Raw genomic sequence first — 18,638 nt, 5'->3', positions numbered from 1 at the left:
CCATGCCTATCTACGCCCTCGGCGACCGCGTTCCCGACATCCATCCGGACGCGTACGTCCACCCCGACGCCGTGGTGATCGGTGCGGTGACCCTGGCCGCGGGCGCCTCGGTGTGGCCGCAGGCGGTGCTGCGCGGCGACTACGGGACCATCACGATCGGTGCGGACACCAACATCCAGGACGGCACCGTCATTCACTGCACCCCGATCGATCCGACGGTGATCGGGTCGGGCTGCGTGGTGGGGCACAGCGCGCACATCGAGGGCGCCACCATCGGCGACAACTGCCTGATCGCGTCCGGATCGGTCGTGCTGAACGGCTCGAAGGTCGGCAGCGGCGCGATCGTCGGCGCCGGAGCCGTCATCCCGTTCAAGTTCGAGGTGCCTGCGCGCCGGATGGCGCTCGGTGTGCCCGCGAAGATCCGCGAGGGCTACGAGGTGCCCGAGGGGCACCTGGATATCAACGTGAAGACCTATTCGGCAAACGCCGCGTTCTACCGGGACGCGCTCCGGCGTCTCGACTGATGCCGGCCCGATCTCTGGACGAGCTGATGGAGGCGGGCTGGGCGCAGGCCCTGGCGCCGGTCGCGGGACAGATCTCCGCGATGGAGGAGTTCGTTCGTGACGAGGCCGCGCAGGGCCGCGACCCCCTGCCTGCCCAGGAGAACGTGCTGCGGGCCTTCCGGCAGCCGTTTCGTGACGTCCGGGTGCTGATCGTGGGCCAGGATCCCTACCCGACGCCGGGACATGCGGTGGGACTGAGCTTCTCGGTGGCGCCCGACGTGCGTCCGGTGCCGCGAAGCCTCGGCAACATCTTCGCCGAGTACAGCGAGGATCTGGGGTTGCCGACGCCCGGCAATGGCGACCTGACGCCGTGGAGCGAGCGGGGGGTGTTGCTGCTCAACAGGGTGCTCACCGTCGAGTCCGGCAAGGCGGCCGCGCATCGAGGAAAGGGCTGGGAGGCCGTGACCGAGCAGGCCATCCGGGCGCTGGTAGCGCGGGCCGAGCCGATGGTGGCGATCCTGTGGGGGCGGGACGCGGGCACCCTGAAGCCGATGCTCGGCGATGTGCCGGTGATCGAGTCCGCACACCCGTCGCCGCTGTCCGCCCGCCGCGGATTCTTCGGGTCGCGGCCGTTCAGCCGCGCCAACCGGCTCCTCGACGAATTGGGGGAGGGGCCGGTCGACTGGCGGCTGCCCTCCTGAGTCATTGCCCGCCGTAGGTCGGTATTCATGCAACGGTGTCGGGGGAACTGAGCATCCGTTAGGAACGCTTGGCTCCCTTGAGATCAGGGGCCGTAATGCTCGACGACGAGGCGGGTGAGCGGGTCGGGGTAATCCCAGAAGGCTTCGTCCAGCACGCCCAGGCGTTCGTTCTCGGCTTCGGTCAGACGGCCGTAGATGTCCGAGATCGATTCGATCCCGCCTGCGGCGAGGTGCGGCTCGACGACGATGAACATCGCCCGCACGAGGCCCGCGGCCGCCGTAGCGCCGATCGCATCCAGCGCCTCGACCGCGGTCTCGTGATTGCGGATGCCCCAGTTTCCGAGGAACTGCAGGAACCCGCCGTTGTTGATATCGGCCTCCGCCCGCCACAGCGCGACCAGGTCGAAGTCGCGCGGCGAGATCGCGTCCACGTTCCAATCGGCGGTCTTGAGTCGGCCGAGTGCGGCGTCGTAGAGGCGATCCTGCAGGATCTCCCACACGCTCACCATTCCCTCCGGGCTCGGCTCCCACAGCTCCGGCCAGTTCACGCCGTGACCGTCATCGGTCAGCCCCCACCGTTCCCGCTCCGCTGGTGTCGCCTTCTCCAGACGAACGTGGCGCCGGAGCGGCTCTGTGAGTGTTTGCCCGTCGGCGAGTGTCAGCAGGATGGAGGTATCGGTGAGGGCGACGCCGGTGATGCGGTAGGTCTCATTGGTGTCCGATCGTTCGTCCGTCACGCGGAAATCCTAATCAGCCTCCTGAACTGGGGTGATGACACGTCCCTCTCGGATCCGGTGAGCGCGGGTACTGGGGTCCGAGTCGAGTCTCATCTTGTGTGCAGCGCGCGCCCGCCTCGGCGAGGATGGATCCGATCCCTGAAACGTCAAGAAGGAGTCGACGCGATGACGAAGTACCTGATCTCGTTCCCGAGTGGCGCCATGGACTTTCCCGACGAGGTTCTGCAGGCAGCGTCGGATGCATCGCACGCGGTGGTGGAGGAGGCGAAGGCCGCAGGCGTCTGGGTGTTCGGCGGTGGAATCGACGAGAGCGTTCCGCCTGTCCTGGTCGATGGGGATGGCACGGTGACCGAGGGCACGTACCCGCAGACGAAGCAGCTCGAAGGCGGCTACACGGTGCTGGAGTTGCCCTCCCGCGAGGCGGCACTGGAATGGGCTGCGAAGATCGCGGTTGCCTGCCGGTGCGCGCAGGAGGTACGCGCGTTCCACTACGACCCCGCGAGCTGAACGTACGGCTGCATTGTGGGCGCTCGCTGTCTATCGACGCGCCCGCGCTTTTCGTCGGGCACGCGCGAGGAGCTCTTTCGGGTGGTGGCGGTGGTTGATCCGGGGTTTTCGGTCGGGATCGATGTGCGGCGGCGGGATCCATTCGGTGCGTCCGGCGTACTCGGTGCCTTCGGGTGCGGTGCGGGTGTGCCAGCCGCCGGGGCCGTCGTGGATGAGGGCGTGGCAGCCGTCGCAGCCCAGAGTGAGGACGCCGATGTCGGTGGCGCCGCCCTTGGACCAGTCGTGGATGTGGTGGACGGCGGTCATCGTGGCGGGGGCGTCGCAGCCGGGCCGGGTGCAGCCACCGTCGGCGGCGATCAATGCGAGTCGTTGGTCGGCGGTGGCGAGGCGTTTGCTCCGTCCGAGGTGCAGTGGTCTGCCGTTGTGGTCGAAGAGCACCAGCACCGGATGTGACCGTTGGGCCATCTTCAATGCGTCTCGAATCGGGAGGGTCCCGCCGGACGCCGTGGTGGCGACGCCGGTGGCGTGCTCGAGTTGATCGAGGGTCATGGTGATGATCGTCGTCACCGGCAGGCCTCGGTGGGAACCGAGGATGCCGGAGCCGAGGAGTGTGCGCAGCGCTTCCTTGACAGCGTCGTGGTTGCGTTGCGCGGCGGTGCGGGTGTCGCGGCCCGCGGCGGCGGCGAGCTGGTCGCGGTCGACACCGGGGTGTTCGGCGGCGCCGGTGGGTGATTCGGGGTCGTCGGGATTGTTCATCCCGGGCCGAGCCCACTTCGCCAAAATCGGGTCGAGCAATGCGCGGGCCTCGGGGTCGAGGTGACCAGAGATCGGGGTCATCAGATTCTTGTCTTGGCGGCCGAGCCGGATCCCGCGCAGACGCTTGCGATCTCTCTCGTCGGTGAGGTTGCCGTCCGGGTTCAGATGCGCGAGCAGGTTGTGTCCGGCCTTCTCGACGTCCTCGGGGGTGGCCGAGCGTGCGAGTTCCGCCAGGATCTGCTCCGCGGCGGCGACGTCGGAACTACTCACAGCGTGGGGGGTCTTGCGCATGACCTCGCGTATTGCCCGGGCGTGATCCGCCCCGATATCGCCGTCGCGTTGCGCGGCAGCGGTTTCAGGCAGATCTGCAGGTAGCGGCTGGCCGGACAGCGCATGCCAGGTGCCCAGTGACTTTGCCGCGGTGACCCTTGCGGAGGCGTCAGCGGCGGAGATCCGAAGCACGGCGATCAGGAACTTGTTGAGGGATGTGTGGCCCAGCTCGGTCGGGGGTGAGCGTTCGGTTGTTTCCACGATCAGCCGGTGCCCCACCGTACCGGCCCGGCGAAGTGATATTTCGACCTGTTGCATGACCGATGTCAGCTCGCCGCCCGGCAACCCCGTCAGATCGCACTCAGTGAGCCCGTCGATGGCGGCGGCCAATGCGGACAGGTGGCCGTGCACCTGTTCCGAGACCCCGACGACGTCGTTCGAACTCATGTTCGAATTCTACCGCCGGGGTCCGACACGACACAGCATCGAATTCGGATCCGGTCGGCAAACATTTTGTGGCCGCCGAATCAGCGTTCGGCGGGGCGGTCGGAACTCGCGAGTACGCTGACATTGCAGCAGGTCGGGGCGGATTCCGTCGTGGAGGGTCACGCCATGCGCTATGTCGCGAGTCATCGTCGGTTCGTTGCCGGGGCCGTTGCGTCCGTGGCGGTTCTGGCACTCCCTCTCGGCCCACCCGCCGCGGCGCAGGCGGACGCGCCGCCCATGCCGACCCCGGCGACCACGGTGTTTCAGGTCCCGGTGACGTTCGTCTCGGCGTGTAGCACGGTTGGGTTCAGGTGCTGGGTGCCGCACCAGCTGGCAGCGGTGACGCCGACGGCCACGACGGGTGCACCCGGCGTGGTGACGTTCGCGGCCGGTCCTCCGACGACGACCTCGATCACCACGCTCGACTGTATTGACGTCTCGGTGAACTGGCGAAACCTGACCACAGGCGCGGCCGGTACCACCGTGCTCCGAGCCCTGCAGCCCGCTGACTTCAGTCGGTCCATCGCACCAGACGAGTGGTGCCGATACGCCCCCGCGACAGTGGTCGCCGGTAGCGGCACGGTCGCCTCGATCGCCGGCGTCGACGCCCGCGCCTTCCCACACGGGAGCGGCACCTGGCCTCAGGTGCCGGTCAGCCCTGGGATCGGTGTTTTCCAACTCCCGTAGACGCTTGGGTCCGTTGCCCGGGTGGCCTTTTGAGTCGGCCAGACCGCATACGTGGGCCGGAGGGACAGCTCGCGAGCACTCCCTCCGGCCTCCTATCGCACGTGGTGAATCTGTCGGAAGCGCTGGTCGAGCTACTGGCCTGCGGCGAAGTCGGCGCGGCGCTTCTCGACGAAGGCGTCGACGCCCTCCCTGCCGGTCGGGCCGGCGGCCGCGGCCGAGATCGAGGCGGTCTCCGCGTCCAGCTGCTCGGACAGCGAACGCTGACCCGACTGCGCGAGCAGGCGCTTGATGCCCGCATAGGCGGCGGTCGGACCTGCCGCGAGGGTGCGGGCGACCCGCAGCGCCTCTTCGCGGATCTCGTCGTCGCCGACCAGCCGGCTCAGGATGCCGAGCCGCACCGCCTCGTCACCGCCGATGATCGCGTCGGTGAGCAGGATCTCGCGGGCCTTGGCGATCCCGACGATCCGCGGCAGCGTCCAGGACATGCCGCCGTCGGGGGTGTACCCGATCGAGGGGTAGGCCGGGCGGAGCTTGGTGGACGGGCCACCGATGGAGACGTCGGAGGCGCAGACCAGGCTCATGCCCGCGCCGGCCGCCCAGCCCTGAACGGCGGCGACGACCGGGATCTCGGTGGCATCGATCGCGCGGACGAAGTCGTGCAGGGTGCGCGCGAGGTAGTCGACGAACTCGCCGCGGTTCTCGGCGGCGGCGAAGGCCCGGACGTTGCCGCCCGCGCAGAAGTTGGCGCCCTCGCCGATCAACAGGACGCTGCGCGCGGCGAGGGTGCCCGCCGCCAAGGCCTGCAGCGCCGTGGTGCCCTGGCTCACCCCGTCGAAGTCGAGGGAGGTGCCGTTGTCGGCGGTGGCGATTGCGATTCGGAGTACGTCGCCTTCGAGGCGGACGTGGCTGAAGCCGTCGAGTGAAGTCACCGATGAACCATATCGGGCCGCAAATACGACTGTGCCCCGACACCTGAGGTGTCGGGGCACAGTCGTGAAAGCGTGGAACGCGTCAGCCGCGGACGACCTTGCCTGCCTTGAGGCAGGAGGTGCACACGTTGAGCTTCTGACGGGTACCGGGTCCAACCTGGGCCCGGACAGTCTGAATGTTCGGGTTCCAACGACGGTTGGTACGCCGGTGCGAGTGCGAGACCGACTTACCGAAGCCGGGCCCCTTGGCGCATACGTCGCAGACGGCAGCCATAGTCGCGAACTCCTTGAATTGATGTACGGATATCTTCTTTGGTGCTGGCCTACGAACACGGGACACCGAAGTGACCCTTGCGAGGCAACCCTGCAAGAGTAACCGTATCCGTGTTGATTGACCAAACCGGCCTGTCCCGCACGTGGAGCCGGGCGGACCGTCTGTGGAGAAGGATAGTCTGGCCGAGCCGAGCAGTTCCCACTAGGGCAGAGAGGAAGAGTCGAGTTGCTCATTGCCCTGGACAGCGTGGACGGCGAGGCGTTGCTGCGTTGGTCGCGGCGGTGCGTGGACGGCCTGGTCGCCCGCTGCGAGGAGATCAACAGCCTCAATGTCTTCCCGGTTCCGGACTCGGACACCGGCACGAATCTCCTGTTCACCATGCGCGCGGCCGCCGAAAGCGCCGAGGTCGTCGGCCCGGCCGCCTCGGTGGGCGCGGTGGCCGCGGCCCTGGCCCGAGGCGCAGTAGCGGGAGCCCGCGGCAACTCCGGCGTGATCCTGTCCCAGGTGCTGCGTGGGATCGCCGAGGTCGCAGGCGACGAGCCGCTGGACGCCCGGCTGCTTCGCGGTGCGCTGAACGAGGCCGCCGTGCTGGCGACGGAGGCGATCAGCATCCCGGTCGAGGGCACGATCGTGACGGTGCTCCGGCACGCAGCAGCGGCGGCGGACGGGTGCCCGCACGACGCGGCGCTGTCTGTGGTGGCCGCGGAGGCCGCCGACGCCGCCGCCGAGGCGCTCGCGCGCACCCCCTCGCAGCTCTCCGTTCTCGGCGCGGCAGGCGTGGTCGACGCGGGCGGGCTCGGGCTGCTGGTCATTCTCGACGCGCTCGTCGGCGTGGTCACGGGGGCGACACCCGAGCGTCAGGACATCGTGGTCGTGCCGGTCACGCTTGCGTCCCCCGGCGCGGTCGCACCGCCGTCCGCCTGCGCGGACGAGCCGGGCGACCAGGACTACGAGGTGATGTACCTGCTCTCCGGGTCCGACTCGCGACGGGTGGACACCCTGCGGTCCCGGCTCGGTGAGCTGGGCGACTCGGTGATCATCGTCGGTGACGGCGATGGCTCCTGGTCGGTGCACGTGCACTGCTCGGATCCCGGCCCCGCGGTCGAGGCCGGACTCGCCGCGGGTCGCACCCACGACATCCGGATCTCCTGCTTTGCCCTCGACGAGACGCGGGCCGGGCGGGTCGGCAGGCGTGCGGACTCGACCGACCGCGGGGTCCTCGCGATCGTCGCGGGCGACGGCGCCGCCGACCTCTTCGCGGGGGAGGGTGCGACGGTGCTCCGCTGCGACGAACCGGTCACCCCCGATCAGCTGCTCGACGCGATTCGCGGGCTCGATTGCGGTGAGGTGCTGGTGCTCCCGAACGGGGCACTCTCGGCGCCGGAGCTGGTGGCCATCGGTGTCGCCGCCCGCGACGAGAGCCACGAGGTGCTGCTGCTGCCCTGCTCGTCGATGGTGCAGGGACTCGCCGCCCTCGCCGTGCACGACCCGGGGCGGGCCGCCGTCGACGACGTGTTCGCGATGTCCGAGGCGGCCGCGACGACGCGCTGGGGATCGTTGCGCGTGGCGACGGAGCGGGCGCTCACCCTGATGGGTACGTGCGAGGCAGGCGACGGGCTCGGTCTGATCGGACGCGAGGTCGTGGTGATCGCGCCCGACCCGGCCGAGGCTGGCAGGCGCCTGATCGACCAGGTTCTCGGGGTCGGCGGCGAACTGTTGACGTTGTTGCTGGGGGCCGAGATTCCCGCGGGCTTCGCCGACCTCCTGTCGGAGCATGTCGCCGCGCGCCACCCGGGCGTCGAGGTATTGATCTACGAGGGCGGGCAGTCCGGGGATCTGCTGCAGCTCGGCGTCGAATAGGCGGTGTGATGGCAACTCTGACCGATCGGATCGATCACCTGCTCGGCCGCAAGGTCGCGGAGCCGCTCGCGGAGGCGTTCGGGATCGAGACCGTGCAGGACCTGCTGCGGCACTATCCGCACCGGTACGCGACGCAGGGCGCCGAGCTCGGCGAGAAGGAGCCTCCCGAGGGCACTCACCTGACGATCCTGGCGACGGTGACCTCCGCCACGCTGGTATCGATGAAGTCGCGACCCGGGAAGATGCTCAAGGTCGTCCTCACCTCCGACACGCAAAAGGTCGACGCCACCTTCTTCAATCCGCAGAAGGTGGCCCATGCCATCAAACCTGGTGTGCGGGCGATGTTCTCGGGGAACGTGAAGTACTTCAGGGAAAAGCTGGGTCTCACGCATCCCAGCTATCTCATCCTGCCGAACCGCGACGAGGACGACGGTTCGGTGGTGGCCGCGGGCAAGGTGCGCGGCGGTGGCGCCCTGGCCGGGATGGCGCGCAGCGCGCAGGATCCGGGCGCAGGAGTCGACATGTCGATCTTCGAACGGAACCTCATCCCGCTGTATCCGGCGACCCGCGAGGTCGAGAGCTGGACGCTGCTCCGGTGCATCCGCCAGGTGCTCGACCAACTCGACGAGGTGCAGGACCCGCTGCCCGAGGAGATTCGGCGTGAGCACGGTCTGATCGGTCTCGACGAGGCGCTGCGGTCGGTGCACCTGCCGGAGACGAAGGACGAGGTGGATCTCGCCCGCGAGCGCCTCCGGTTCGACGAGGCGGTCGCCTTGCAGTTGGTGCTGGCGCAGCGCAGCCATGAGGTGGCGGGACGGGTGGCACCCGCCTGCCCGCCGAAGCCGGACGGTGTCGCTGCCGCATTCGAGACGCGGCTGCCGTTCACCCTGACCGAGGGGCAGCACGCGGTCGCCGAGGAGATCTCCGCCGATCTCGGCCGGGCGCACCCGATGAACCGGTTGCTGCAGGGTGAGGTCGGTTCGGGTAAGACCGTCGTCGCGTTGCGCGCCATGCTGCAGGTGGTCGATGCCGGCTACCAGTGCGCGCTGCTGGCGCCGACCGAGGTCCTCGCCTCGCAGCATGCCCGGTCGCTGCGGCAGATGCTCGGAAACCTCGCCATGGCAGGCGAACTCGGCGCCGACGAGCTGGCCACGCGGGTGACCCTGTTGACCGGGTCGATGTCGGTCGCGGCTCGCCGCGCCGCGTTGCTGGAGGCGGTGACCGGCGACGCCGGGATCGTGATCGGCACCCACGCCCTCATCCAGGACGGTGTCGAGTTCTTCAACCTCGGCATGGTGGTGGTCGACGAGCAGCATCGGTTCGGCGTCGAGCAGCGCGACGAGTTGCGTGGCCGTGCGCGCGAGGGGCTCAGCCCGCACCTGCTGGTGATGACGGCGACGCCCATTCCCCGAACCATCGCGATGACCGTGCTCGGCGACCTGGAGACCTCGACGCTGCGGCAGTTGCCCGGCGGGAGGTCGCCCATCGTCAGCAAGGTCGTGCCCGCCCTGACCCAGCCGGCGTGGGTGGACCGCGCATGGGAACGGATCCGCGAGGAGGTCGCCGACGGCAGGCAGGCCTATGTGGTGTGCTCGCGGATCGGCGAGGGCGACGACGCCCCGGACGCGAAGGAGCAGCCCACGACGGCGGCGCTGGCGCTGTTCGAGGAGCTTCGGTTCGGCCCGCTGTCCGATCTGCGGGTCGGTCTGCTGCACGGCCGGTTGCCCGCGGACGAGAAGGACTCGGTGATGCGCGATTTCACCGCGGGACTGATCGACGTGCTGGTGTGCACCACCGTGGTCGAGGTCGGCGTGGACGTCCCGAACGCGACCGTGATGGTGCTCAAGGACGCGGACCGGTTCGGCGTCAGTCAGCTCCACCAGCTCCGCGGCCGGGTGGGTCGTGGTGCCCACCAGGGGCTGTGCCTGCTCATCACGGACACGAAGCCGGGCTCACCGCCGTTCGAACGACTGACCGCGGTGGCGGGCACGAACGACGGCTTCGAGCTCGCCCAGCTGGACCTCGCCCAGCGGCGCGAGGGTGACGTGCTCGGTGCCGCGCAGTCCGGCAGCACCACCACCCTCCGGTTGCTCTCGCTGCTCGACCACGAGGACGTGATCGTGGCCGCACGCGAGTTCTCGCGCGCGGTGATCGACGCCGATCCGGACCTGGCCCGGCATCCGGGCCTGGCCTCGATGGTGACCGCCGCGATCGATGCCGAGAAGATCGAGTACCTGGAGAAGTCCTAGGCGGCATACTTCCTGCCATGCGGCGTCTGGGGTTTCGCGGCGGTCTCGGGCTGGTGGTGCTGCTCGCCGTCGCGAGCCTGATCGTGGTCGGGTTACTGCAGTCCCGCGGGACCGACAGCGACCCGGCCGTCGCCGGATCCGGTGCGGTGAGCACCGCGCCGGTAGGCGATCCGGCGCCCGATCCGCTGGCGGGCATCGCGGTCGTGGCCAAGCGCACCAAGGTGCCCGGCTACGACCGCGACGACTTCGGCCCGGCGTGGACGGACGACACCGATGCCCCGCTCGGCCGCAACGGCTGCGATACCCGCAACGACATTCTCGAGCGGGACCTGGTGGACAGGGTGAACTTCGACATCTGGCGCTGCCCGTGGGCGGTGCGGAGCGGGACCCTGCACGACCCGTACAGCGGCGCCGTCATCGCGTTCCAGCACGGGGAGGACACCAGCAACGCGGTCCAGATCGACCACATCGTCTCGCTGGCCCTCGCCTGGGACATGGGCGCGAGCACCTGGACCCCGGAACTGCGGGCGAGGTTCGCGAACGACCCCGCGAACCTCATCGCGGTGGCGGGTGAGGCCAACTTCGCCAAGGCCTCGCACACGCCCGCCAGTTGGATGCCGCCGAACGAGGCCTTCCGCTGCGACTACGCAGATCGCTACACCTCGGTGCTGCGGCAGTACGGGCTGCCCATCGACAGGGCGTCCGCCGAGGCGTTGCGCGGTGTGCTGCAGGCTTGTTGATCCCGGGGTCAGGCGACGACCGTGCGCTGCGGCACCCCCGAGTACTGGCTCAGCGGACGGATCAGTGCGTTGGAGCCACCCTGCTCGATGATGTGCGCGGTCCACCCGGTGATCCGGCTCATCACGAAGATCGGCGTGAACATCTCCACGTCGAAACCCATCAGGTAGTACGCGGGCCCGGTCGGGAAGTCGAGGTTCGGCTTGATGCCCGTCTCGCCGACCATCGTCTTCTCGAGGATCTCGTAGATCCGCACCCAGTTCTCGCCGCCGGTGTGCGCGGCGACATCGACCAGCGCGGACCGCATCGTCGGCACTCGCGAATCACCGTTCTTGTAGACCCGATGCCCGAAGCCCATCACCTTCTCCTTGGCGGCGAGCTTGGCGAGCAGCCACTCCTCGGCACGGTCGGGGGTGGCGATCTCGAGCATGTCGTGCATGACGGCCTCGTTGGCGCCGCCGTGCAGCGGGCCCTTGAGCGCGCCGATTGCGGCGGTCACCGCGCTGTAGATGTCCGAGAGCGTCGAGGTGACCACCCGCGCGGCGAAGGTCGAGGCGTTGAAGCTGTGCTCCGCGTACAGGATCAGCGACACCTCGAAGGCCCGCACGATCGCCGGGTCGGGGACGGTGCCGAAGCACATGTTGAGGAAGTTCTCCGCGAAACCCCGATGTGAGTGCGGCGCGATCGGATCGAGCCCGCGCCTGCGCCGGAAGTCGGCCGCGACGATCGTCGGGAGCACCGCCGTCATCCGCAGCGCCTTCGCGAGGTTCTCCTCGGGCGAGTTGTCCTCCTCCGCAGGGTCTTCCGCGCCGAGGTAGCTGATCGCGGTGCGCACGACGTCCATGGGGTGACAGTTGTCGGGCATCTTCGCCAACAGCGATAGCAGCGAGCGGTCGGCCCGGCGTGCCGCTCGTTCGCGCTGGCACATCAGCTCCAGCTGCGCGGGCGTGGGGAGTTCTCCGTGCCAGAGCAGGTACGCGACCTCCTCGAAGCTGCAGTGCGCCGCGAGGTCCTGCACCGCGTACCCGCGATAGGTCAGCGAGTTGGTCTCGGGGACCACCTTGGAGATCGCGGTGGTGTCGACGACGACGCCCGCGAGGCCCTTGTAGATGGTCGGAATCGCCTCGGTCATGAGCCACTCTCCTCAATGCGGAAGTTGAAGATGCCGCTGTCGAATTCGTTGTAGCGCTCGTACTCGAGCAGTTCGTAGAGGCGGGAGCGGGTCTGCATCTGATCGAGCTGACCCTCCTGTGTGCCCGTCGCGTGGATCTCGCGCAGGCCCCGCTCGATCGCGCCCATCGCCAGCCGCAGCGTGGTGACCGGGTAGATCACCGCGTTGTAGCCGATGTCCTCGAGCGTCTTCGCCGGGATGAGCTGGGACTTGCCGAACTCGGTCATGTTCGCGAGAAGCGGGATGTCCACGGCGGCGCGGAATTTCTCGAACTCGGCCTCGGTGTGGAGGGCCTCGGTGAAGATCAGGTCGGCGCCCGCGTTCGCGTAGGCCTTGGCCCGCTCGATCGCGTCGTCGATGCCGCCCTTGCCGGAGGCGGTCGTGTCACTGATCCCGGCGGCATCGGTGCGGGCGCAGATCACGAAGTTCGGATCACGCCGCGCCGATACCGCGGCCCGAAGGCGCCGCACCATCTCGTCGGTGGGCACGATGGCCTTGCCGTCGAGGTGTCCGCAGCGCTTGGGGTTGACCTGATCCTCGAGGTGCAGACCGGCGATGCCGGCGTCCTCGGCGGCGAGGACGGTGCGTGCCGCCGACATGGGTTCACCGAATCCGGTGTCCGCGTCGATCAGCACGGGCAGGTCGGTGACGCAGGCGATCTGCCTGCTGTGGGAGACGACCTCGGTGAGCGTGGTCAGTCCGATGTCCGGCAGGCCCAGTCCGGCCGAGAACGCACCGCCCGAGACGTAGACGCCCTCGAATCCGATCTCCTGGATGAGCTTGGCCGTCAACGGATTGATCGCACCCGGCAGACGCTGGATCGTGCCCGACGCCAGCCCCGCGCGGAAGGCCACACGCTTGTCGGCGGCCGTGGCGGACGCGGCGATGAGCCCGGTCATCTCAGAACAGCCCCTTCGGCGACTTCGGTGCGCGGTCGAGCACGTCCTCGGTGACGGTGAACGTGAGCTGGTTCAGCTCGCCGGGCTTCAGGTCGGGGGTGCGCTGCGCGGCGTCCAGGAAGCGGTCCTGCTCGGCCGGGGCGACGACGCCCTCGGCGAGCGTGCGGAACTTGGCGATGTACTGGTCCCGCGTGAACGGGCGCGCGCCCAACGGATGTGCGTCGGCGATCGCGAGCTCGTCGACGATCACCTCGCCGCTCTTGAGCGTCACCTCGGCGCGGGCGCCGAACGCCTTCTCGTCCGGATCGGTCGAGTGGTAGCGGCGGGTCCACTCCGGATCCTCGGCCGTGGAGATCTTCTTCCACAGCTCGATCGTGTCCGCGCGCTGCGCCCGCTCGGGCGCGTACGAGCGCTCGTGATGCCACGTGCCGTCCTGCAGGGCGACGGCGAAGATGTAAATCACCGAGTGGTCGAGGGTCTCGCGGGACGCGGTGGGGTCGAACTTCTGCGGATCGTTCGAGCCGGTACCGATCACCACGTGGGTGTGGTGGCTGGTGTGCAGGACGATCGAGGCGATCTCGTCCAGATCACCGATCCGGCCACGCATCCGGCGGGCCAGGTCGATCGGGGCCTGGCTCTGGTACTCCGCCGAGTGCTCCTTGGTGTAGGTATCCAGGATCGCGCGCTTGGCCTCGCCAGGTCCGGGCAGCGGAACCTGGTACTCGGCCTTCGGTCCGCCGAGCAGCCAGGCGATGACGCCGTCCTCGCCCTCCCAGATCGGTGACGGGGCGCCCTCGCCGCGCATCGCGCGGTCCACGGCCTCGACGGCCATCTTGCCGGCGAACGCCGGTGCGTACGCCTTCCAGCTGGAGATCTCGCCCTTGCGGGACTGACGCGTCGCGGTAGTTGTGTGCAGCGACTGGCCGACGGCCTGGTACACCGTCTCGGTGTCCAGGCCCAGCAGGGTGCCGATGCCCGCGGCGGCGGAGGGGCCGAGGTGCGCGACGTGGTCGATCTTGTGCTCGTGCAGGCAGATCGCGCGCACCAGGTCCACCTGGATCTCGTATCCGGTGGCCAGCCCGCGGACCAGCTCGGCACCGCTACGACCGGCGTGCTGGGCAACGGCGAGGATCGGCGGGATGTTGTCACCGGGGTGCGAGTACTCGGCGGCCAGGAAGGTGTCGTGGAAGTCGAGTTCTCGGACCGCGACGCCGTTGGCCCAGGCGGCCCACTCGGGGGAGAAGGTGCCGCCGATTCCGAACACGGTCGATCCGGGGCCGTACGGATGCGACTGCGCCTGGGCCCGGGCATTGGACACCGGGCGTCGAGTCAGGGAGGCCGCCGCCACAGCCGCGTTGTCGATGATCCGGTTGACGATCATCTCGGAGGTGGCGGCGGGGACCTCGACCGCGTCGGTGGCGACCTCGGCGATCTTCCAGGCCAGGTGCTCGGGCCGGGGGAACTCCTCCGCGGACCGGTGCGTGCGTACGAGATGTGTCTTCATCAATCCTCCGTGGTGATGCCTGGCCTGCTGTTCATTCGCACGCTACGCATCGGGTGAGGCCTATGAAATACGTTGCACTTGCCTATTTTTGTGTGAGCGGACCGATAATCTTGCGAATCTTGTGAATGGGTGCGCGATATTCTCACGGGGCGAGCGAGGAGGAATCGATGAAGAAGATGTACGCCGGGGCCCGGCTGCGGCGGCTCCGCGAGGAGCGGCACCTCTCGCAGCTGGCGCTCGCCAAGACGCTGGGACTCTCGCCGAGCTACGTGAACCAGCTCGAGAACGACCAGCGCCCGCTCACGGTGCCGGTGCTCCTCAAGCTCAACTCCGAGTTCGATCTCGACGTCCAGTTCTTTGCGGCGGACTCCGACGCCCGCCTGGTCGCCGATGTGCACCAGGCGCTGGCGGAGACGTCCGAATCCGGCGACGTCTCGCTCGCGGAGCTGGACGAGTTGGTGGCCCGCATGCCGGCGGTGGGCCGAACCCTGGTGACGCTGCACCGTCGCCTGCACGCGGCGACCGATCAGTTGGACCAGTTCTCGGCGCAGCTGTCCGGGGAGGCCCCTGCCGGGTCCGCGCGGGTTCCGATGCCGTACGAGGAGGTTCGCGATTTCTTCTACGATCGCCGCAACCACATCGCCCGGCTCGACGACGCCGCGGAGCAGATGTTCACCCGCAACGAGCTGACCATCGGCGCGCTCGATCTGCAGCTCGCGAGGCTGATGCGCGATCGGCACGGCGTGACGGTGCGGATCCGGACCGATGAACCGGATCAGTTGGGTCCCAAGCGTTTCTTCGACGCGAAGAAGTCGACCCTCACCCTCGCGCGGCGGCTGACAGCGGGTCAGCGCGCCTTCCAGATCGCGATGCAGCTGGCCTTCCTGACGCAGGCAGAGGCGATCGACTCCATTGTCGCGGAGGATGATTCGCTGAGCGCCGAGTCCGCGGCGCTGGCGCGGATCGGGTTGGCGCACTACTTCGCCGGCGCGCTGATCCTGCCGTACAGCCAGTTCCTTGACTCGGCCGAATCGCTGCGCTATGACATCGACCTGCTCAGCCTGAAGTTCGAGGTCGGCTTCGAGACCATCTGTCACCGGCTGTCCACGCTGCAGCGGCACCGCCAGCGCGGGGTGCCGTTCTTCTTCGTCCGCACCGATCGCGCCGGGAACATCTCCAAACGGCAGTCCGCCACCGCCTTTCACTTCTCCCGGGTGGGTGGGAGCTGCCCGTTGTGGGTGGTCCACGAGGCCTTCGCCAACCCGGGCCGGATCCACACCCAGGTGGCGAAGATGCCAGACGGGCGTACCTACCTGTGGGTGGCCCGGACCACGCACAGCGGCGGCCTCGGCTACCTGGCGCCCGAGCGCAACTTCGCGATCGGGCTCGGCTGCGACATCGCCTACGCCGATCGGATGGTGTACTCGCACGGAATCCAGACCGACGACCCGGCCACGATCGTGCCGATCGGCGCGGGGTGCAAGGTGTGCGACCGCCCCGCCTGCGCGCAACGGGCATTCCCGCAGTTGGGGCGGTCGGTCCTGGTGAACGAGAACAGCAGCGGCCACCTGCCGTACCCGCACGCGTAGCCGCACCCCGCCCGCCAGGGCGAGCGGGGCACGGCGACTGCCTAGAGTTCGGCCCGGACCAGTTCCGTTGCGGCGACGAGGTTGCGCAGGGACGCCTCGACCTCGGCCCGGCCTCGGGTCTTCAGGCCGCAGTCGGGGTTGACCCACAGCCGCTCCGCAGGAACGGCCTTCAGCGCGGCGCGCAGCGAGTCGGCGATCTCCGCGACCGAGGGCACCCTGGGGGAGTGGATGTCGTAGACGCCCGGACCGACACCGAGATCGAATCCGACCGCGTTGAGATCGTCGAGGACCTCCATGTGCGAGCGCGCCGCCTCGATCGAGGTGACGTCCGCATCCAGACCGGCGATCGCCCCGATCACCTCGCCGAACTCCGAGTAGCACAGGTGGGTGTGAACCGAGGTCGCGTCGGCGACCCCGGAGGTGGCCAGCCGGAACGCGCCGACCGACCAGTCCAGGTAGGCGGGTTGATCCGCCGACCGCAGCGGCAACAGCTCACGCAGCGCGGGCTCGTCCACCTGGATCACCCGCGCCCCCGCTCTTTCGAGGTCGACGGTCTCGTCGCGGATCGCCAGCGCCACCTGGTCGGCCGACTCGGACAGCGGCTGGTCGTCCCGGACGAACGACCACGCCAGGATGGTGACCGGCCCGGTGAGCATGCCCTTGACCGGCCTCGCCGTCAGGGACTGTGCGTACGAGGTCCAGTCGACCGTCATCGGGCGCGGTCGACGGACGTCGCCGTACAGGATCGGCGGTCGCACGCAGCGGGTCCCGTAGGACTGCACCCAACCGTTGGCGGTGGCGAAGAAGCCGTCGAGCTGTTCGGCGAAGTACTGCACCATGTCGTTGCGCTCGGGTTCGCCGTGCACCAGCACGTCGAGACCCAGCTGTTCCTGGAGGGCGATGACATCGGCCACCTCGCCGCGCATCCGGCGCAGGTACTCGGCCTCGTCGATCTCGCCCTTCCTCAGCGCGGCCCTGGCCACCCGGATCGCGGTCGTCTGCGGGTACGAGCCGATCGTGGTGGTGGGCAGCTGCGGCAGCGGCAGGACGGCCGCCTGCACCTCGCGACGCTCCGCGGCGGGACGCCGCCCGCCGTCGGACGCCTTCAGGCCCGTCAATCGCGCCCGGATCGCGTAGTCGTGCAGTCGTCGATCGGCCGCCCGGGTGGCCTTCGCGGAAGCCGCCTGCGCCAGTTCCGCGGCGACGGCCTCGCGACCGGAACGCAGGCCGCTGGAGAGGGTGATGACCTCGCGCACCTTCTCGGAGCCGAAGGCCAGCCAGGACCGCAGGGCGTCGTCGAGTTCGCCCTCGCTCTCGAGCGAGTACGGCACGTGAAGCAGGGAGCAGGAGGTGGAGACCGCGATCGAAGCCACGCTCCCACGTAGGGATTCGAGCGTCGTCAGGGATGCGGCCAGGTCGTTGCGCCAGATGTTCCGCCCGTCGACGATCCCGGCGACGAGGTGCTTGCCCGCGAGTTCGGGGATTCCGGCCAGCGCCTCGGGGTCACCTGCGACGAGGTCGACCGCCAGACCCTCGACGCCGGTCTTCGCCAGTGCGGGCAGGGCGGCGCCGAGGTCGCCGAAGTAGGAGGCGAGCAGGATCGCGGGCCGATGCTCGAGCCCGGACAGCGCCCGATAGACCTCGCCAGCGGTGGCGATCTCGGGCTCCGTGCGATCGGCGACCAGCGCGGGTTCGTCGATCTGGACCCACTCGACGCCTGCGTCCGCCAGCCGCCCGAGCAGCGCGGAGTACAGCGGGAGCAGCTCCCCGACGCGGGAGAGGAGGGAGGACTCGAAGTCGATCGCTTTCGACAGGAGCAGGAAGGTGACCGGCCCGATCAGCACCGGTCGCGCGGTGATGCCGAGGGACTGCGCCTCCTCGACCTCGCCCAGCACCTTCGACGGGTCGAGGGTGAACCGGGTCGAAGAGCTGATCTCGGGGACCAGGTAGTGGTAGTTGGTGTCGAACCACTTCGTCATCTCGAGTGGGGTGACGGTGGCGGTGCCGCGGGCGGCCGCGAAATAGCGATCCAGGGCCGTCGACTCTCCGGCGACCCGCTCCGGCAGGGCGCCGAGCATCGCGGCGGTGTCGAGCATCTGGTCGTAGTACGAGAAGACGTTGACCGGAACGGAATCGATCCCGGCGTCGCGCAGTTCGGTCCAGGTGTGTGTGCGCAGGTCCCGTGCGACGGCATCGAGCGCGGAGGCGTCGAGCGTGCCTGCCCAGAAGGACTCGACGGCCCTCTTGAGTTCGCGGCGGGGACCGATGCGCGGGGAGCCCAGCACGGTTGCGGTGAAGGTGGATGTCACGGTGTTCTCCAGTTGCTGACAGCGGGTTGGCCACCACCGGCAGACGAGAGCACGGACCGAGCCCAGGTGGCGCCCGCATGCGGGCAGCAGTCAACGGCGATCCGATCTACTCGCCCATTCCACGAGGCGGTGGACCGTCGGGCACGGCGTGCCCGACGCAGTCGGCAGGTCTTCGGACTCGCAGGCGCCCGGTGATCGACACCGGTCCTAGTGGCCGTCGCTTCCCAGACGCGAAGTCCAGTGCATGGTGACGGCGGTCGTTCCTGCATACCGCTGCGGGACAGTCCCGGATTCTCACCGGGTTCCCTCTCACACCTCTCTCCTCATAGGCAAGGGAGACGTGCTTCGACGCCGGGCGGGGACTTCGGGGCTCCTCATGACCACACCGGGCGGACCGATTGCACTGACGAGTATATGAGGCAGACCGGGAGCGGTCGACCAGCTCGCTGCGGGGGTGTTCGCCCGCCGT

16 protein-coding genes and 1 riboswitch are annotated in these 18,638 nt (G+C 69.0%); of the genes, 7 read left to right on the top strand and 9 right to left on the bottom strand.

Going from position 1 to position 18,638, the window contains the following annotated elements; genetic code table 11:
- The first annotated feature begins 2 nt into the window (after window positions 1-2).
- Both FCG67_RS01060 and FCG67_RS01055 read left to right on the top strand, forming a co-directional pair.
- A complete protein-coding gene (locus FCG67_RS01060; RefSeq protein ID WP_136906383.1) occupies window positions 3-524 on the top strand; it encodes a gamma carbonic anhydrase family protein in 522 nt (173 codons plus the stop codon).
- A complete protein-coding gene (locus tag FCG67_RS01055; RefSeq protein WP_136906381.1) occupies window positions 524-1,204 on the top strand; it encodes a uracil-DNA glycosylase in 681 nt (226 codons plus the stop codon). Before FCG67_RS01060 ends, FCG67_RS01055 begins: the two co-directional genes overlap by 1 nt.
- 83 nt (window positions 1,205-1,287) lie before the next feature.
- Here the strand turns inward: FCG67_RS01055 and FCG67_RS01050 are convergent, their stop codons facing one another.
- A complete protein-coding gene (locus FCG67_RS01050) occupies window positions 1,288-1,941 on the bottom strand; it encodes a DMP19 family protein (protein WP_136906379.1) in 654 nt (217 codons plus the stop codon).
- A 165-nt stretch (window positions 1,942-2,106) separates the two neighbouring features.
- Between FCG67_RS01050 and FCG67_RS01045 the strand changes: the two genes are divergently transcribed.
- Window positions 2,107-2,448: a YciI family protein gene (locus FCG67_RS01045; protein ID WP_136906377.1), complete on the top strand. Its 342-nt coding sequence runs from the start codon at window positions 2,107-2,109 to the stop codon at window positions 2,446-2,448.
- 30 nt (window positions 2,449-2,478) lie between these two features.
- Here FCG67_RS01045 and FCG67_RS01040 read toward each other — a convergent pair whose 3' ends face one another.
- The 4 genes from FCG67_RS01040 to rpmB form a co-directional block, all read right to left on the bottom strand.
- Complete coding sequence (locus FCG67_RS01040; RefSeq protein ID WP_136906375.1) at window positions 2,479-3,921, bottom strand: HNH endonuclease signature motif containing protein; 1,443 nt, start codon at window positions 3,919-3,921, stop codon at window positions 2,479-2,481.
- A gap of 302 nt (window positions 3,922-4,223) precedes the next feature.
- Window positions 4,224-4,376, bottom strand: coding sequence for a hypothetical protein (locus tag FCG67_RS24860; protein WP_169310414.1), 153 nt, complete (start codon window positions 4,374-4,376; stop codon window positions 4,224-4,226).
- Window positions 4,377-4,778: 402 nt separating this feature from the next.
- Window positions 4,779-5,576 (bottom strand): enoyl-CoA hydratase/isomerase family protein, encoded by a 798-nt coding sequence (locus FCG67_RS01030; RefSeq protein ID WP_136906373.1) that lies wholly within the window; start codon window positions 5,574-5,576, stop codon window positions 4,779-4,781.
- Window positions 5,577-5,658: 82 nt separating this feature from the next.
- Entirely contained in the window at window positions 5,659-5,850 is a 192-nt protein-coding gene (gene rpmB, locus FCG67_RS01025; RefSeq protein WP_072750141.1) for a 50S ribosomal protein L28, read from the bottom strand.
- Window positions 5,851-6,075: 225 nt separating this feature from the next.
- Between rpmB and FCG67_RS01020 the strand changes: the two genes are divergently transcribed.
- The 3 genes from FCG67_RS01020 to FCG67_RS01010 are packed head-to-tail and all read left to right on the top strand — an operon-like array spanning window position 6,076 to window position 10,699.
- Window positions 6,076-7,710: a DAK2 domain-containing protein gene (locus FCG67_RS01020; protein WP_246044709.1), complete on the top strand. Its 1,635-nt coding sequence runs from the start codon at window positions 6,076-6,078 to the stop codon at window positions 7,708-7,710.
- 8 nt (window positions 7,711-7,718) lie between these two features.
- The gene (gene recG / locus FCG67_RS01015; RefSeq protein WP_136906371.1) at window positions 7,719-9,959 is read left to right on the top strand and encodes an ATP-dependent DNA helicase RecG; all 2,241 of its coding nucleotides are present in this window, start codon (window positions 7,719-7,721) and stop codon (window positions 9,957-9,959) included.
- Window positions 9,960-9,976: 17 nt separating this feature from the next.
- Window positions 9,977-10,699 carry an HNH endonuclease family protein gene (locus FCG67_RS01010; RefSeq protein ID WP_136906369.1) on the top strand — a complete coding sequence of 241 codons (723 nt, stop codon included), beginning with the start codon at window positions 9,977-9,979 and terminating at the stop codon, window positions 10,697-10,699.
- Between the two features lie 8 nt (window positions 10,700-10,707).
- Here FCG67_RS01010 and FCG67_RS01005 read toward each other — a convergent pair whose 3' ends face one another.
- From FCG67_RS01005 to prpD, 3 genes are read right to left on the bottom strand one after another with little or no spacing between them, the layout of a single operon-like run.
- Window positions 10,708-11,829, bottom strand: a complete 1,122-nt coding sequence (locus FCG67_RS01005; protein WP_136906367.1) for a bifunctional 2-methylcitrate synthase/citrate synthase — start codon at window positions 11,827-11,829, stop codon at window positions 10,708-10,710.
- Complete coding sequence (prpB, locus tag FCG67_RS01000) at window positions 11,826-12,767, bottom strand: methylisocitrate lyase (protein ID WP_136906365.1); 942 nt, start codon at window positions 12,765-12,767, stop codon at window positions 11,826-11,828. The genes FCG67_RS01005 and prpB overlap by 4 nt, the downstream gene beginning before the upstream one ends.
- A 1-nt stretch (window position 12,768) precedes the next feature.
- A complete protein-coding gene (prpD, locus tag FCG67_RS00995) occupies window positions 12,769-14,271 on the bottom strand; it encodes a 2-methylcitrate dehydratase PrpD (RefSeq protein ID WP_136906363.1) in 1,503 nt (500 codons plus the stop codon).
- A gap of 167 nt (window positions 14,272-14,438) precedes the next feature.
- On the opposite strand from prpD, the gene FCG67_RS00990 reads away from it, so the two are divergent.
- Window positions 14,439-15,860: a short-chain fatty acyl-CoA regulator family protein gene (locus FCG67_RS00990; RefSeq protein WP_136906361.1), complete on the top strand. Its 1,422-nt coding sequence runs from the start codon at window positions 14,439-14,441 to the stop codon at window positions 15,858-15,860.
- Window positions 15,861-15,901: 41 nt separating this feature from the next.
- Here FCG67_RS00990 and metE read toward each other — a convergent pair whose 3' ends face one another.
- Window positions 15,902-18,169: a 5-methyltetrahydropteroyltriglutamate--homocysteine S-methyltransferase gene (metE, locus tag FCG67_RS00985; RefSeq protein ID WP_136906359.1), complete on the bottom strand. Its 2,268-nt coding sequence runs from the start codon at window positions 18,167-18,169 to the stop codon at window positions 15,902-15,904.
- A 146-nt stretch (window positions 18,170-18,315) separates the two neighbouring features.
- Window positions 18,316-18,528, bottom strand: a riboswitch (cobalamin riboswitch).
- Window positions 18,529-18,638 lie beyond the last annotated feature (110 nt).

This window comes from Rhodococcus oryzae (genome assembly GCF_005049235.1).
Classification (GTDB): domain Bacteria; phylum Actinomycetota; class Actinomycetes; order Mycobacteriales; family Mycobacteriaceae; genus Rhodococcus_G; species Rhodococcus_G oryzae.
Note: the sequence above shows the minus strand (reverse complement) of the source record. Positions and strands in the feature narration are given on the sequence as shown.

Bases quoted from the DNA above. Each gene is read 5' to 3' on its own strand.
- FCG67_RS01060 (WP_136906383.1), top strand. From the start codon at position 3: ATGCCTATCTACGCCCTCGGCGACCGCGTTCCCGACATCCATCCGGAC.
- FCG67_RS01055 (WP_136906381.1), top strand. From the start codon at position 524: ATGCCGGCCCGATCTCTGGACGAGCTGATGGAGGCGGGCTGGGCGCAG.
- FCG67_RS01045 (WP_136906377.1), top strand. From the start codon at position 2,107: ATGACGAAGTACCTGATCTCGTTCCCGAGTGGCGCCATGGACTTTCCC.
- FCG67_RS01040 (WP_136906375.1), bottom strand. From the start codon at position 3,921: ATGAGTTCGAACGACGTCGTCGGGGTCTCGGAACAGGTGCACGGCCAC.
- rpmB (WP_072750141.1), bottom strand. From the start codon at position 5,850: ATGGCTGCCGTCTGCGACGTATGCGCCAAGGGGCCCGGCTTCGGTAAG.
- recG (WP_136906371.1), top strand. From the start codon at position 7,719: ATGGCAACTCTGACCGATCGGATCGATCACCTGCTCGGCCGCAAGGTC.
- FCG67_RS01010 (WP_136906369.1), top strand. From the start codon at position 9,977: ATGCGGCGTCTGGGGTTTCGCGGCGGTCTCGGGCTGGTGGTGCTGCTC.
- FCG67_RS01005 (WP_136906367.1), bottom strand. From the start codon at position 11,829: ATGACCGAGGCGATTCCGACCATCTACAAGGGCCTCGCGGGCGTCGTC.
- prpB (WP_136906365.1), bottom strand. From the start codon at position 12,767: ATGACCGGGCTCATCGCCGCGTCCGCCACGGCCGCCGACAAGCGTGTG.
- prpD (WP_136906363.1), bottom strand. From the start codon at position 14,271: ATGAAGACACATCTCGTACGCACGCACCGGTCCGCGGAGGAGTTCCCC.
- FCG67_RS00990 (WP_136906361.1), top strand. From the start codon at position 14,439: ATGAAGAAGATGTACGCCGGGGCCCGGCTGCGGCGGCTCCGCGAGGAG.